Raw genomic sequence first — 14,489 nt, 5'->3', positions numbered from 1 at the left:
AGAGCTTTTTAGTTAAAAATATATTTTTCAATTTTTATAATTGTTGATATTTCAGGCAAAGTTAGCTCTTAATTTTTAGCAACTCAAGCACTTTATCCTCTCCAAGCTGATCTATCAATGCTTTCAGTTGCGCGGTAGAGTCAGCTTTGGTTTGTGCATCTGCTCTAAACTCTACCGTATCCTTACCATCCTTCAAAGCATCTAAGTAGTCAGCCCACTTCTGCATCATATCGCTACGATCATCAATATACTCAAAACGACCATAAGCCGATCCATTAGGATCTTTAGTGGTATGTCCTAAGGCCATCTCTACAAGCAAGAGAGGGTACTTAAGGTGCTCTTGCATGATGGTCTTTGCAGTGGCTCTAAAGCCATGCGCACAATGTATATTTTTATAACCTAAATCATGTAGATGATTATTAGCAGTAGCGTCTGATATGATCTGATGTTTTTTTGCCCTTTCGCTAAAAAATACGTATTCGGTATGACCATTAATCTTTTGCTGCTCACGTAATATTGCTACTGCTTGACGAGGTAGGGGTACGACCATATCTTTAACCATGTTCAGCTTGCCTTGACCTTTTAAAGGCTTAAACTGCCATCTATTAGCCTCTAGATCTAAATCCGACCATTTCATACGGCGTAGATCACCATTACGCACAAACAGTAATGCTAATAGCCTAAGGGAGTTAATAGTGTTTGGATCACCTTCTAGGGTTCCAATAGCTCGTAGCAACTTAGCTAAGTCTTCTGGTTTGGTAACTGCTGGACGATGACCGTAACTGGATTTTGCTAACTGGCTTTTAATGAGTGAAGCAGGGTTACTGCTACAAAATCCACGAGCACCAGCGTAAACAAATACGTCACTAGCAATGCCTGCACAGCGTTCAGCTTTGTCCGTAGGCTTACCATCGTTATTTAAAGAATTGGCTTGTATATTTAAAAGCACTTCAAGCATTTTAGGCGAGTCAATCTCACTGATAGGTTCATTACCTATATACGTACATATAAGGTCTAAACGAACCTTTTTACGACTCAAAGTATTCTCTTTTTGATTCTGTTTAAGAGTATCGAAGTATTCCCAAGCAAAGTAATTAAAGGAATTTTTAGTTTTACTAATAATAGTATGTTTTAATTCTTCACGATGATTTTTAGGGTCAATGTTACGGCTAAGTAGCTCTTCATAGTCACGCCAAATTTCACAGGCACGAGCTAGTGATATTTTTGGGTAAATACCAAGCGATATACGTTTATTTTTTGAATGAGTGGGGGACTTGTAGCGATATATCCAAGACTTAGTACCATTAGGTCTAATCATTAGATATAACATTTGATGGTTTTTGACAGAGACTAAGTATTCATCATCTTGAGCAGTATGGCTGCTGATGCTCCTATCGGAGCTAATAGCCTTCCTACGCTCCTTGGCCTTGCGCTCTTCCATAACTAAATACCCCAGTGTACATTTAAAAGCCAGTGTACATGACAGTGTACATCAGATGCATGGATTGGGATAGATACTGTAGGGCAGTATAGTACATCAGATACAACAAAGCCCCTGATATCAGGGGCTTTGGCGGCTCTATAAGATGCTATAGAACTAGGTGTTGGTACCGGTGGTCGGACTCGAACCGACACGCTTTTAAAGGCAACGGATTTTGAATCCGTCATGTCTACCAATTCCATCACACCGGCGTGTTAGGTGATAAAGTTTATATACTGCAAACATTATCGAATTGGGCTACAGGGTTATCTCTGTATAGGCTGCGTATTATAGCAGCCTATTTTTGAGCGTCAAGAATTATTTATTGTATTTTGAATAAAAGTTTAGATTTTAACCAACGAAGGCGCGTTCAACCGCATAATCTGCCTGAACACCCATACGCGGTGATACTGTTAGACCAAAATCATTCAAAATAGCTGAGACTTCAGCATTAAATGGCATACTACCGCAAATTAGGACGCGATCATCTTCCTTGTTCATCGGAGGCAGTCCGATATCTTCAAAAAATTTGCCAGATTTCATTAAGTCGGTAATACGACCAGTGTTTCTAAATTCTTCGCGAGTGACCGTTGGGTAGTAGATGAATTTCTTACGGAAATCTTCACCAAAAATTTCATCATTCGGCAGCTCGTTTTCGAACATGTCACGATAAGCCAAGTCACTAATACCGCGCACACCATGCACTAATATGACCTTTTCGAAACGCTCGTAGACTTCAGGGTCACGTGCCAATGCTAAAAATGGGGCAACACCTGTACCGGTTGAGAGCATATAAAGGTTTTTACCCGGTAATAGATCATCTAATACCAAAGTGCCCGTTGGTTTTTTACTGACCAATAGCTCATCACCAACTTTGATATGTTGCAGACGCGACGTTAAAGGACCGTCTTGCACTTTAATGGAGAAAAACTCCAAATGTTCTTCATAGTTAGGACTGGCAATCGAGTAAGCGCGCAGCAACGGCTTGCCATCAACGACCAAACCAATCATCGCAAACTCGCCATTGCGAAAGCGCAAGCCGTCGTCGCGTGTGGTTTTGATGCTAAATAGTGCATCATTCCAATGATGAACCTCTGTAACCGTTTCGGTGCGAAGTTTTGACATAAATCCCTCGTTAGTAAGTGGTAATCTGTATCAATCTAAACAAATGCTGAATACCCATTTTTCATGATAAAGTCAAAATGGTGCAAAATTTTAATAGAAGATGAATGCTATCAATGCTAATGAAGCCATCACTCTGTTATTTTAACATTATTATTCGGCGTTATAAGGTGATGCGGCGCGCATGACCGCGATTTTTAAGCCATTAATGGTGAATGCAAGCCATTCTCAATAAATTTCTCGCTCATCATAACAAACTTTAAAATAAAAATCCGTCAAGCGGCTTTGGTATAGCATGATAAAATGGAATATCGTTAGTGAGTTATTATCTATAATGAGTCACAGATGGCTTGTATAGCGCTTATGTGGAACTATAAAACCCTGTTTTTTGGATTAGATTTATGTCGTGTCAGACTGCTTCTTCATTGAGTAATCATATAGCACCGATTATCGGCTACCATCGTGCGCCGCTTTCACAGAAGTTTGGCGCGCCAAGACAGCCAAATCTGGTTGCATTGACCAGCGTGATTGAGATGATTGCGCCTTATGATACGCCAGCTGCGTTTGTTGGTTTGGAAGATTTTAGCCATATCTGGGTCAGCTGGCAGTTTCATCACAACTATTTGTATAAAGATAAACAGGCTAATAAAGCGGATAGCAGCTTTCGTGCGCAAGTGCGACCGCCGCGTTTGGGCGGCAATCAAAAGATAGGCGTGTTTGCCAGTCGCAGTATGTATCGACCCTCAGCGCTTGGATTGTCTGTGGTTAAGCTTGAAGCTATTGAGATTGTAGAAGGACGGGTGCTACTTATCATTAGCGGTGCTGATATGATAGATGGTACGCCAATTATCGATATCAAGCCTTATGTGGCTTATAGTGATGCGTTACCTGAGGCACAAAGCGGTTTTGCGCCCTCTGCGCCGCATTTGTTGGAGGTGACTGTCACTAAAGTTGCCTATGAGCAGTTTGTGCAAATTATAGACAATCAACATATTCACAATGAAGCAGAAAAAATAGCTCACAATGAAAAAGCAACGGTAAAATCGGTCATTCATAAAATGCAAAAACAATTGCTTATGCCTGATCTTGATAATATTAAAGCGTTGATAGCACAAGACCCACGCCCTGCTTATCGCCAGAAAGAGGTTAATACTTCATTTATCATGCGCTATAAATCTATTGATGTGAGTTTTCAATTGATAGGTTCAGGTGAATTACAGATAACGGATATCGACACAATATAGTCTAATAGGTAAGATGAATATCGACATTGCGCAAATGCTTTAAACCATAAAAGAAGAAAAAATATGCCTGCTCAACAGTATTCGATAGTAATTGATTTGCGTTGGTGCCTTGATGAGTTGCTGGCAGATCGAGTGATAGACCAACGGGGTTATAATCTCGTCATTACCAGCCGCCGCAGTAAGGGTCAGCATCCGCTATTGACTATAAGTGAGTTTGGTCTGCCTAATAGTCATGCACTTGATAATAATACTGAAAATAAATTAACTTTGGCATGGCTCAATCAATGGTTGGCTGCCAAAGCAGATATGTCGCTGGTCCGTATTGACCCGTTAAAAGTCGATGTACCAGCAGTGACGCAGCTCATGTCGTTTGAGTATGCACGCTCGCAGCATATTTTGCCGATTGAAGTAACGCTTGATGAGGTGGTTATCGGTACCGATCAGCCATTTTATACCGATTGGCATGGCAATATTGAAAAGCTCATTAAGTCAAAAAGCTATCGTACAGTCTTTATTAATCCTGAACAAATCAATCGCTATCGGCAAGAATTTTACCAAGTCACGCAAGCGATTGCAGGGGCGAACTCACTACATAAACGTGCCGCATCTGATATCACTAATGTTGAAGCACTATTACAGCTAGGGGACAATACCAACCCCGATGCCAATGACCAACATATTGTCAAAGTCGTCGATTGGTTGTTGCAATATGCCTTTGAGCAGCGCGCCAGTGATATCCATTTAGAGCCACGTCGTGAGACGGGCAAGGTGCGTTTTCGCATTGATGGGGTGCTGCATAGTGTTTATGAGATGCCACTCGCTATTATAGTGGCGGTAACGGCACGTATTAAAATCTTGGGAAGGCTCAATGTTGCAGAAAAACGCAAACCACAAGACGGGCGACTAAAAACACGTACACCAAAAGGCTTAGAGACGGAGCTGCGTTTATCCACGATGCCGACTGCCTTTGGTGAAAAGCTCGTCATGCGGGTATTTGACCCTGAGGTACTAGTACGCTCCTTTGCTCAGCTTGGTTTGTCAGGTAAGCAGCTGGAGACTTGGCACGAGCTGACAGCGCATCCAAATGGCATTATATTGGTTACCGGTCCGACGGGTTCGGGTAAAACGACCACTTTATATAGTACGCTCAAGCAGCTCGCCACTGAGCAAGTCAATGTCTGTACTATTGAAGATCCGATTGAAATGATTGAACCTGCCTTTAATCAAATGCAGGTTAATCCAGGAGTTGATTTACATTTTACTGATGGTATTCGCTCTTTAATGCGTCAAGATCCTGATATTATTATGGTTGGTGAGATTCGTGATGCTGAAACGGCAAACATGGCGGTACAAGCATCTTTAACAGGGCATTTGGTGCTCTCAACCTTGCATACCAATGATGCGCCAAGCTCAATTACTCGACTGAACGATTTGGGTATTCAGCCGTTTTTGACGTCAGCGACTATCTTGGGCATCATGGCACAGCGTTTGTTACGGACATTATGTCCACATTGTAAGCAAGCCGTGGATGTTACGGCAGATAGCGAGATTGCCATTCAATGGCAAGAATTAGTACAGCCGTGGCGCGCGTCCGTGCCAGCGCAGATTTATAAGGCACAGGGTTGCGAGCATTGCCGCCATACTGGTTATCAAGGTCGTATTGGTCTTTATGAGATTATGCCATTATCAAATGAGTTGAAAAAACTGGTCGCTGCTGATGCCAATCTGGATGTATTAAAGCAGCAAGCATACCGTGAAGGTGTACAGCCATTACGCCTATCGGGTGCGAAGCGTATTAGTGAAGGGGTAACAACCATGGAAGAGGTGATGCGCGTGGTACCTTTGCATTAGTAGTGCCGCTATATTAAAAGATGCCATTGCATTAAAAGTAAGTTTGTTAAGCAGTGCTTGAAAAGTGCACGCTTCAAAACAATAAATACCATACAAATTAAATTTTTTATCCTAATAATTTTTAAAAATGACTATAACGAGATTGTTTATGTTTACCGATAGCCACTGCCATCTTAACCGTTTAGATTTGACCAAATACGATGGTCAATTGTCTGGCGCAATTGCCGCGATGAAAGAAGCCAATGTCACTCGTGCGATGGCAATTATGTGTGATTTCGCTGAATATGATGAGATTGCCAATATCGTCAGTACCTACGGCGATGAAACGCTCAATCTTGGTATGAGCGTTGGTATACATCCTTGTGAAGATATCAGCGTTTTACAATCTGCAACCGTTGAACGTTTGATAGAAACGGCTAGCGCTGACCATGTGTGGGCAATAGGGGAGACGGGACTTGATTATTACTGGTCGACAGAAAATAAAAAAGCGCAACAAGCCAGCCTTGCCCGTCATATTCATGCCAGCCAAAGCCTAAAAAAACCGCTTGTCATCCATATGCGTGATGCTAAAGAAGATACGATTGATATTCTAAAAGCAGAAGGTGCTGAGCACGGCATTATTCATTGTTTCACCGAAGATTGGGAAACCGCAAAACGTGCCTTAGACTTAGGATTTTACATCTCATTTTCAGGCATTGTCAGCTTTAAAAGCGCGCAAAATATCAAAGATGCGGCAAAAAATATGCCAAGAAACAGAGTATTGATCGAAACGGATAGCCCTTATCTAGCACCTGTCCCTAAACGTGGTCGCCCTAATGAACCAGCTTACGTGCCTTATGTCGCCAGTTGTATTGCAGAGATGTATGATTGCAGTAGCGAAGAGGTCGGTGCACTGACTGCAAAAAACTTTGAGAATTTACTAGCACAGTATCATTAAAATGGTTATGCTATGACCACTCAGTCATTTCTTGCAAGTGGCAGCTTTTTTATGCATGCCGTCTTGCAGCGTTAAATATAAGTACATGATTATAAATGATTATTTAGCAAACATACGCATATTCCTTTATTGTATCCGTCGCGCAGTCTTTGTAGTATTTGATACTCCGAATGCCGATATGCCAATACGAACTGTGGTCATATGCATGATATTGTCAAGTTTTAGGAGAAGTTATGAGTCGTCAGCATCAATTCAAGGTACGAGAAGAGAATATCTTAGCAATGGCAGAGCAATTGCTACTTGAGTCAGGCGATGGCGACATCACTTTAGACAGCTTGGCAGACCAGCTTGATCTGGCTAAAGGCACATTGTATAAGCATTTCTCTAGTAAAGATGAGCTCTATCTGCGTATTATCATTCGTTATGAAGAGCAGCTGTTTGAAATTAATCGTATTGACGATTGCCCATCAGCAGGCGTCGCTCGTATGATTTTTCAGCAATTATTTAATCCACAAAAAGCCATGCTACTCAACCAAATCGAAGAGCGTTTAGCAGCATCAGTGACAGGTCTTAACCGCTTATTTGGTGAGCTGTATGATATTCGCCGTCAGCGCATGAAGCGCTTGATTGATATCATCAGTGCTTATCTGAAGGATGAACACAGTAGCTTAAGCACGCGTGATTATCTATCTTCTATCTGGGCGATGGGTCAGGGCGGTGCAGGGCTGTTGAACTCAAGTTTTTATCAGCGTTATTTGGGACGCCGCGACACTCTGCGTTATGCCTTTGTCCAACAAATGCTAGAGCTGCCAAGCCATTACCCGGCGGCTGAGGATGAAGTGATGGATGAGGATATGCAGGAATTGGTCGAACAGATTGATACTGAGTCAGAAGAGCATCGCAACACCAATTATTAGGTTTTTACTGTAACTTAAAAGCCATGAGTCGTTATTTTATAAAAATCTGTGTTGTTATATGCTATATAGCAGCATATTAACCTTTACTTGATACAATCAATTTTCTCTCCCGTTTTATATCTCACCCAATATAACGTCATTCTTAAAAGAATGACGCCATCCTAGATGACCTCTGTATGTCAAAACTCTCATCATCAATGACACATCATCACACCCAAGCTGGCTTTACGTTGGTTGAAATTGTTGTCGTCGTCGTTATTTTGTCTATATTCGCTGGCATGATGAGCTTATCAGTAGGTAGTAGTGAATCGCGTAAAAATCGTGCTTTTTATGAGCATCTGACGGATTCATTGAGTTATGTTAGGCTGTTATCGGCTGAACGTATGCAGCCGATGGGTTTGAGTCTGCAAGCCAATAAGCAAGGTCAAATTACCCCTGTGATTGTCACTCTATCTAATCCTTATGTGGCTTATCAAACTGATACCTCGGCGTCTTCTAGTGGAGACAGTACGCCTAAGAATTCAATGGAGCTATCTGCCGATTTATCCAATATGTCTAGTGGGATTAAAGATAAATTACCAACACCAAGCTGGGAGCTTGAGTCCGAAGTCACTTTGCCTGAGCTGCCTGCTGGGGTGAGCTTAGCCATACAAAGCCTAGATGCTGGTAATATGTCAAATAGAGGACAAATCCAAGCACTGCAACCTTGGTTTACAGATCAAACAGTGCCGCAAGTATTATGGTTTGGCACAGGGCAAGCAGCACCGGTGACCATTGAAGTGCGCCATAATTCGCGTCTGGTAGGTGAGGTCATTACGATTATGCCCGATGGCAGTATATCGATAGGTCAAGGGCAATAACCGATGATAAATAATGACAGAGCCAAACCTAACCATGTAAACCGAAAGCCAAACCTACCAAAGCATGAGAGCGGATTTACCTTGATTGAGGTGATGGTTGCTCTAGCGATTTTAGCGGTTGTGGCAGTGGCTGCGAGCCGTGCCAGTAGTGCTTATTTAAGCTCGGTCGATGTATTACGGACACGTACGCTTGCACATTTTGTTGCCCAAAATGCTGCTGCTGACTTACGTATTCAAGACACCTGGCTAACTGCTAATAGTACCCAAACAATCAATGCCCAAGGTCGCGACTGGCAAATTACGATGACTGTGAGTCAGGATATAACGCCAGCATTAAAAAAAGTGAATATCGCCGTTGCGCCTATCATAGATGGTCAGACGCGTACCGCAGTCAATGATATTAATGTGATACTGAGCAACTCAAAGCAAGATATAGGTAGTTTGGACTTGACTGGCTCAAACCCAAATGGAGGTAGTCTGTGAAATCGCAGCATGGATTTACCTTACTTGAGCTTATGGTTGCTATGGCAATATTTGCAATGCTAGCAGTGGCAGGCTGGCAGGTGTTTGATAGCGTCAATCGTGCTCGAGAACGTGCCCAGTTCCATGCAGATAATTTAGCCGTTTTGCAATATGCTTATCTGCAGCTACAGCAAGATATGGGGCAAATCGTTCCTTATCAAGCAGTAGATACTCAAATTGCCAGTGCTTTAAATATTGATAATGCAAATAATAGCAATCAAGAAAATGCACTACAGCCTGCGCCTGAACCTTTTATGAATCTGGATAGTACGCGTATCAGCTTTGTCCGTTTTGCTGATCCTGATCCTCGATATCAAAGCAGTCCTAGTATGCAGCATGTCGAATATATTTTTGCTGACGAGCGTTTGATTCGCCGTCAATATGCCAGTATAGGCGGAGGTAGTGATAGTATCAGTTTGGATAGTGTCTTGCTGGAAGGGGTGACAGCAGGGCAATGGCAAGCGTATCTGCCAGAAATGAGTACAAAGTTTCCCAATGAAGACAGTAATAGTAACAATGCCAGCTTGAACAGCCAATTTGGACAAGACGCGGCGTCAACCACTGCTCAGCCTGAGAGTGTGCTGCTACCGAAAGGAGTTGCTATCACTTTCACTTATCAAGATATGCCGATCACTTGGCAATGGGCACTTGCTCCGCAGCCAATACCAAATAATAGTGTAAATAAAAATAATACTCCTGATAATTCTAACGGCAACGGCAACGGCAACGGCAACGGCAACGGCAACGGCACAAGTAACAATGATGCAGCCAATGGCAATGTAGATAATAATTCAGGGAATGGAATTTAATATATGCCAAGCATGCCAGTTATGCCCATGAAAACCGACTCTCAGCGTGGTGTCGCGCTACTTACCATTTTATTACTAGTGGTTAGTATTACGGTGGTCGCAGGGGCGATACTTGCCAGCCAAAAAATTGCGATTAGACGCAGCGGTTTGTTGTTTGATCAAAACCAGCTCTTACAAGATATCGATGCCGGTCAGCAACTAGCGGTTACGATGATTCGTGCCGATGCTAATCTAAATGACACTGATAGTACGCAAGATATCTGGGCAAAGCCTGTACCCCCTTATACCTTGGGGGCACATAGTATTGGCATTGAAATGCGTGATGAAGCCAGTCGCTTTAATATCAATAATTTATATCAAAATGGCGCAGTCGATAGTAATGCTTTGGCAGTATTGCAACGGCTATTAACCCAATTGAATTTGGCGCCAGATATTGCTATTGCTGTTCTTGATTATCAAGATGCAGACAGTGAGGTTTATCAAGATGGCGGCGATGAAAGTACGGTTTATAACCAGCAGTCTAATAGCTCAGTGGATAACGATTTGCCCAATCAACGATTGGTCAATATTGATCAGCTGCAAAATGTGAAAGGCATCAATGCGGAAGTATTGGCAGTGCTACGACCTTACATCACAGTAGTGCCACATTATTTACCTATTAATATGAATACAGCCAGCCCGGTGATACTTGCTGCTCTGATCGACGGCGCAACTAGCCAGCAAATGCAAACCATCGTTGATCTACGGGAAAAGCAAGTATTCGAATCTATTGATGAGATATGGCAGCTGCCAATATTAGGTAGTTTAAATGAGAAGCAACGAAAAGCACTAGCGCCACTCCTAGCGGTTGATAGCCAAGCTTTTACGGCACTTATCACTGCTACGGATAATGCAACTGTTGGTCAAGCAAGACAACGCTATGCAACCATAATGATTAGCAAGACTGCTACTGATGTTACGGAAAATAGCAATAATAGCGATGATACCAATATCAATAATAAAAACGCTGATAACAAAAAGCCCAAAGAGGTTCGCGTGGTGACGCAACGACTTTGGGCATTTCGACCGAATTTTTGATGATTATCACTAAACGATAATCATCAAAAACAACCAAATATATGTCTTATTAATAACTTAAATGAGTTTCTTCAGTAGATTTCCAATTATAAGCGCCATAAAACAACATCTGTGCTTGGCGCGTACAATTATGTAGCATCAGCTGCTTTCGTTGTTCAATTTCAGCCAAGTCGACTTCATCATCATGATCTTCAGTATAAGTCAGCTCTAGCCAATCAATAATCCAAGAGAAGAACATATTGACCCCAGCCTCAGCCAGCAGTCTACGATCATAAGTATTAATGTGGGTAAAAGCAGGCTGTAACGCCAAATCGTCTGCCAAGCTTCCCCCATGCTGTTTGATAAGCTCATTGATGGCTTTACGGACGGCGTCCGAGCCACCATAGCGCTCACTGACCAAAAACTGCCAATAGTAGGGTTGCTCACTGACCATATGCAAGAATAGCTGGATACTTTTGGCAATTTGACGCTCAAAGCTGCGTTTACGTCCAATATGCAAACTCTCACTCAAAGTGGCTAATGTACCACCTAGCTCTTCAATCACCAAAGCGCGACCGAGCGATTCCATATCATCAAAATGGCGATAAAATGCGGTCGGCACGACACCAACCTCGCGCGTGACTTGTCTGAGGCTAATAGAGCTAAAAGATTGTCCTGTCATACATAAATCGAGCACTGCATTAAAAAAAGCGTGCCGAGTTTGAAGTTTTTTTTGTTCGCGACTGCTCATAATATTTCAAAATTAACTGATAGATGTCTATCATACTCATTTCATTGCAAAAATACGAATGAAATACACTTAAATGTCGCTTTTAAACGACAGTTCCCCAATGTCCTTGTAGCTCTTGAGCCAATCGATAAGCTTCATGGTCGTTCATGCCCGTTATAAAGTCTAAGACATTGAGCATATTTTGATAAATATTATCTGTTAAAACACGGTGATGCTCATCAAGATGTGGTTTTAGCAACATGAGCAAACGCTGTTGTTCAAAGGACATCGGTGTGCTTGTCTGATTTGTCCAAGCTAACGGCATAAAAGCATCTAACAGGCGATGCAGACATTGATTGGCCATTAGCTCCATGCGCACTTTACTTGGATGGTTAAAAATTTTTTCACGTGCTAACTCTTTGGCTTGGGTAATACCGTGCTGAACGGTCGCATCACAATGGGTAAATAGACTGCCTTGCAGTGTACCCGCTAGCATCGCATCACTATTATCAACAAACGCATCGGTGACGGTGTTGACCAATCGCATCATTGCCCGTGCACGTAGTGATGCCAGATGCTGCCTGACGGACATATGTGTAGGCAGGCTGATAGTGTTAGGACGCTCGCCAATCAGCTCATAGAAGATAGCAGCCACCTCATTGTAGGTAAGCATATTTAGATTGATGCCATCTTCTAAGTCTATCAGCGCATAACAAATATCGTCAGCAGCTTCCAACAAATAGGCGAGGGGATGGCGAGCATAACCGTCATGCTGCTCTGAGCGAGGTAGATTCAAGCATGCTGCTAACTCTTCTAACTGTGCGGCTTCACTATAAAAGCAGCCAAATTTCTGTGCCTTAGCTGATATCCTGCTGTGCGGAGTACTTTGATGACTGCTTTGAGTGTCATTATTACTATGCGTCGCAAGCCAAGGATATTTCATAAACGCGCCTAGCGTGGCACAAGTCAAGCGCATACCACCTGCATCAGGGTGATGCTCATTACGGATGAGTATACGAAATCCTTGCGCATTACCCTCATAAGCCAGCAAGTCTAATTGCTCATTGCTGCTCATATTTTGCAGAATGGTTTGACGTTCAGAATGCATAAACCAATCACGAATGGCGTACTCTCCCGCATGCCCAAAGGGTGGATTGCCGATATCATGGGCGAGGCAGGCTGCTTGTACAATCACACCCACATCAGCTGGCGTGACACCATCAGGTAAACCACCTTCTAGTTTGTAATGTAGCTTCTCGGCTGCCATGATCCCTAAAGAGCGCCCAATGCAAGAAACCTCTAGCGAATGTGTAAGTCGGGTATGAATGCCCAATTGATTGGTCAATGGATGGACTTGGGTCTTTTGATTGAGTTGACGAAAGGAATGCGAAAACACCAATCGGTCATAATCTTTGTGAAAAGAAGAGCGCGCAGTATCTTGAGCAGGGGCTTTTTTATGACTGCCTAAACGCTGGGCACTAAATAGTTTTGCCCAGTGGCTACGGCTATTAAGTGATTTATTGATAGGAGCGATCATAGTACATAATCCTTTATTCTTATTATTTAACGGTTGTCGCTCCCAGTATAATAAAAAAAGCCAGCATCAAGGCTGGCTTTTGGTTGTTCTATGCTAAGACTGTGTAAACATGCTGTGTAGTATTAAAGGTTAAGCATTAAACATTAAACATTAAACATTAAACATTAAACATTAAAACGGAAATGCATCACATCGCCATCTTGTACGATATAAGTCTTGCCTTCTAAGCGTGATTTACCGGCAGCAGCAGCACCTTTTTCGCCGTTATGTTCGATAAAGTCGTCATAAGCAATGACTTCAGCGCGAATAAAGCCACGCTCAAAGTCAGTATGAATCACGCCAGCTGCCTGAGGTGCGGTTGCGCCAACGGCTACTGTCCATGCACGCACTTCTTTTACACCAGCGGTAAAGTAAGTCTGCATATCAAGCAAATCATAACCACCGCGAATGACTTGGTCAAGACCGGCCTCGAGCATGTCCATTTCAGCCAAGAAGTCTTTTTTATCATCTTCATCAAGCTGGGCAATTTCAGATTCGATTTGGTTACACAATGCGATAACGATAGAGTCTTCGCCAGTGGCATAGTTGCGTACGGCATCAAGATATGGATTATTCTCAAAGCCATCTTCGCTCACGTTAGCGATATACATGGTAGGCTTCAGAGTAATTAAACCATAACTTCTGATTAATTTTTTCTCATCAGCATCAAGATTGGCGGCGCGTGCGGCTTGACCTTCTGCTAATAATGGCTCGATTTTCTTAAAAATATCAAGCATAGCGCCAGCGTCTTTATCACCGCCTTTGGCTTTTTTGGTTAAGTTGAAGATCGCGCGCTCAACGGCTTCTAAATCGGCCAATGCCAATTCAGTATTAATGGTTTCAATATCATCAATCGGGCTAACGCGACCATCAACGTGTACGACGTTGTCATCATCAAAACAGCGTACCACGTGCGCAATCGCATCGGTCTCACGAATATTGGCTAAGAATTGGTTGCCCATGCCTTCGCCTTTTGACGCACCAGCGACCAAACCTGCGATATCAACAAATTCCATCGTCGTTGGTAGTACGCGCTCAGGGTTAACGATATCCGCCAGTTTCTTTAGGCGTGGGTCAGGCACTGGAACGATACCCGTATTGGGATCTTTGGTACAAAATGGAAAGTTTTCAGCGGCGATACCCGCTTTGGTCAAGGCGTTAAACAGGGTGGACTTACCCACGTTTGGTAGACCGACGATGCCGCAATTAAAACCCATAACATGCTCTCAATATATTGATAAAATCAGTTGATATAAGACTTAGTAAAATAGTAAATCAAAATTGGGCGTATTGTAGCAAATTTAACCGAATATGGGTGAGGTTGTTATACTGGTTAATTGGAATTTCATCGAGCAGTATTAGCTGCCTTTTTGGTGCTCATTATT

The 14,489-nt window shown here is 42.7% G+C and carries 13 protein-coding genes and 1 tRNA gene; 8 read left to right on the top strand and 6 right to left on the bottom strand.

Annotated features, from left to right (window positions below):
* Positions 1-61: 61 nt before the first annotated feature.
* The 3 genes from FQ082_RS01375 to FQ082_RS01365 form a co-directional block, all read right to left on the bottom strand.
* The gene (locus FQ082_RS01375) at positions 62-1,441 is read right to left on the bottom strand and encodes a tyrosine-type recombinase/integrase (protein WP_149491755.1); all 1,380 of its coding nucleotides are present in this window, start codon (positions 1,439-1,441) and stop codon (positions 62-64) included.
* A 164-nt stretch (positions 1,442-1,605) separates the two neighbouring features.
* Positions 1,606-1,692 (bottom strand) — tRNA-Leu (locus FQ082_RS01370).
* Positions 1,693-1,831: 139 nt separating this feature from the next.
* Positions 1,832-2,605 (bottom strand): ferredoxin--NADP reductase, encoded by a 774-nt coding sequence (locus FQ082_RS01365; RefSeq protein WP_011513866.1) that lies wholly within the window; start codon positions 2,603-2,605, stop codon positions 1,832-1,834.
* A gap of 398 nt (positions 2,606-3,003) precedes the next feature.
* On the opposite strand from FQ082_RS01365, the gene tsaA reads away from it, so the two are divergent.
* The 8 genes from tsaA to gspK all read left to right on the top strand — a co-directional run bounded on the left by tsaA (position 3,004) and on the right by gspK (position 10,819).
* Complete coding sequence (tsaA, locus tag FQ082_RS01360) at positions 3,004-3,846, top strand: tRNA (N6-threonylcarbamoyladenosine(37)-N6)-methyltransferase TrmO (RefSeq protein WP_133104542.1); 843 nt, start codon at positions 3,004-3,006, stop codon at positions 3,844-3,846.
* Positions 3,847-3,909: 63 nt separating this feature from the next.
* Positions 3,910-5,697, top strand: a complete 1,788-nt coding sequence (locus FQ082_RS01355) for a GspE/PulE family protein (RefSeq protein WP_149491754.1) — start codon at positions 3,910-3,912, stop codon at positions 5,695-5,697.
* Between the two features lie 148 nt (positions 5,698-5,845).
* Positions 5,846-6,634 (top strand): TatD family hydrolase, encoded by a 789-nt coding sequence (locus FQ082_RS01350; RefSeq protein ID WP_149491753.1) that lies wholly within the window; start codon positions 5,846-5,848, stop codon positions 6,632-6,634.
* A gap of 233 nt (positions 6,635-6,867) precedes the next feature.
* A complete protein-coding gene (locus tag FQ082_RS01345; RefSeq protein ID WP_011513862.1) occupies positions 6,868-7,551 on the top strand; it encodes a TetR/AcrR family transcriptional regulator in 684 nt (227 codons plus the stop codon).
* 176 nt (positions 7,552-7,727) lie between these two features.
* Positions 7,728-8,411 carry a prepilin-type N-terminal cleavage/methylation domain-containing protein gene (locus FQ082_RS01340; RefSeq protein ID WP_149491752.1) on the top strand — a complete coding sequence of 228 codons (684 nt, stop codon included), beginning with the start codon at positions 7,728-7,730 and terminating at the stop codon, positions 8,409-8,411.
* Positions 8,412-8,414: 3 nt separating this feature from the next.
* Positions 8,415-8,894 carry a type II secretion system minor pseudopilin GspI gene (gspI, locus tag FQ082_RS01335; RefSeq protein ID WP_149491751.1) on the top strand — a complete coding sequence of 160 codons (480 nt, stop codon included), beginning with the start codon at positions 8,415-8,417 and terminating at the stop codon, positions 8,892-8,894.
* Positions 8,891-9,742: a type II secretion system minor pseudopilin GspJ gene (gspJ, locus tag FQ082_RS01330; protein ID WP_149491750.1), complete on the top strand. Its 852-nt coding sequence runs from the start codon at positions 8,891-8,893 to the stop codon at positions 9,740-9,742. The genes gspI and gspJ overlap by 4 nt, the downstream gene beginning before the upstream one ends.
* A gap of 3 nt (positions 9,743-9,745) precedes the next feature.
* Positions 9,746-10,819, top strand: a complete 1,074-nt coding sequence (gene gspK, locus FQ082_RS01325) for a type II secretion system minor pseudopilin GspK (RefSeq protein ID WP_149491749.1) — start codon at positions 9,746-9,748, stop codon at positions 10,817-10,819.
* Between the two features lie 49 nt (positions 10,820-10,868).
* Here gspK and FQ082_RS01320 read toward each other — a convergent pair whose 3' ends face one another.
* The 3 genes from FQ082_RS01320 to ychF form a co-directional block, all read right to left on the bottom strand.
* Positions 10,869-11,549 carry a TetR family transcriptional regulator gene (locus FQ082_RS01320; protein ID WP_149491748.1) on the bottom strand — a complete coding sequence of 227 codons (681 nt, stop codon included), beginning with the start codon at positions 11,547-11,549 and terminating at the stop codon, positions 10,869-10,871.
* A gap of 82 nt (positions 11,550-11,631) precedes the next feature.
* Positions 11,632-13,065, bottom strand: a complete 1,434-nt coding sequence (locus tag FQ082_RS01315; RefSeq protein ID WP_149491747.1) for a deoxyguanosinetriphosphate triphosphohydrolase — start codon at positions 13,063-13,065, stop codon at positions 11,632-11,634.
* Positions 13,066-13,229: 164 nt separating this feature from the next.
* Positions 13,230-14,321, bottom strand: a complete 1,092-nt coding sequence (ychF, locus tag FQ082_RS01310) for a redox-regulated ATPase YchF (protein ID WP_011513855.1) — start codon at positions 14,319-14,321, stop codon at positions 13,230-13,232.
* Between the last annotated feature and the right edge of the window lie 168 nt (positions 14,322-14,489).

Source organism: Psychrobacter sp. ANT_H56B (genome assembly GCF_008369245.1).
Classification (GTDB): Bacteria; Pseudomonadota; Gammaproteobacteria; order Pseudomonadales; family Moraxellaceae; genus Psychrobacter; species Psychrobacter cryohalolentis.
The sequence above is the reverse complement of the archived record's forward strand: the minus strand, read 5'-3'. Positions and strand labels throughout refer to the sequence as shown.

Excerpts from the sequence above, each read along its gene's own strand:
- FQ082_RS01375 (WP_149491755.1), bottom strand. The coding sequence starts at position 1,441 with ATGGAAGAGCGCAAGGCCAAGGAGCGTAGGAAGGCTATTAGCTCCGAT.
- FQ082_RS01365 (WP_011513866.1), bottom strand. The coding sequence starts at position 2,605 with ATGTCAAAACTTCGCACCGAAACGGTTACAGAGGTTCATCATTGGAAT.
- tsaA (WP_133104542.1), top strand. The coding sequence starts at position 3,004 with ATGTCGTGTCAGACTGCTTCTTCATTGAGTAATCATATAGCACCGATT.
- FQ082_RS01355 (WP_149491754.1), top strand. The coding sequence starts at position 3,910 with ATGCCTGCTCAACAGTATTCGATAGTAATTGATTTGCGTTGGTGCCTT.
- FQ082_RS01350 (WP_149491753.1), top strand. The coding sequence starts at position 5,846 with ATGTTTACCGATAGCCACTGCCATCTTAACCGTTTAGATTTGACCAAA.
- FQ082_RS01345 (WP_011513862.1), top strand. The coding sequence starts at position 6,868 with ATGAGTCGTCAGCATCAATTCAAGGTACGAGAAGAGAATATCTTAGCA.
- FQ082_RS01340 (WP_149491752.1), top strand. The coding sequence starts at position 7,728 with ATGTCAAAACTCTCATCATCAATGACACATCATCACACCCAAGCTGGC.
- gspI (WP_149491751.1), top strand. The coding sequence starts at position 8,415 with ATGATAAATAATGACAGAGCCAAACCTAACCATGTAAACCGAAAGCCA.
- gspK (WP_149491749.1), top strand. The coding sequence starts at position 9,746 with ATGCCAAGCATGCCAGTTATGCCCATGAAAACCGACTCTCAGCGTGGT.
- FQ082_RS01320 (WP_149491748.1), bottom strand. The coding sequence starts at position 11,549 with ATGAGCAGTCGCGAACAAAAAAAACTTCAAACTCGGCACGCTTTTTTT.
- FQ082_RS01315 (WP_149491747.1), bottom strand. The coding sequence starts at position 13,065 with ATGATCGCTCCTATCAATAAATCACTTAATAGCCGTAGCCACTGGGCA.
- ychF (WP_011513855.1), bottom strand. The coding sequence starts at position 14,321 with ATGGGTTTTAATTGCGGCATCGTCGGTCTACCAAACGTGGGTAAGTCC.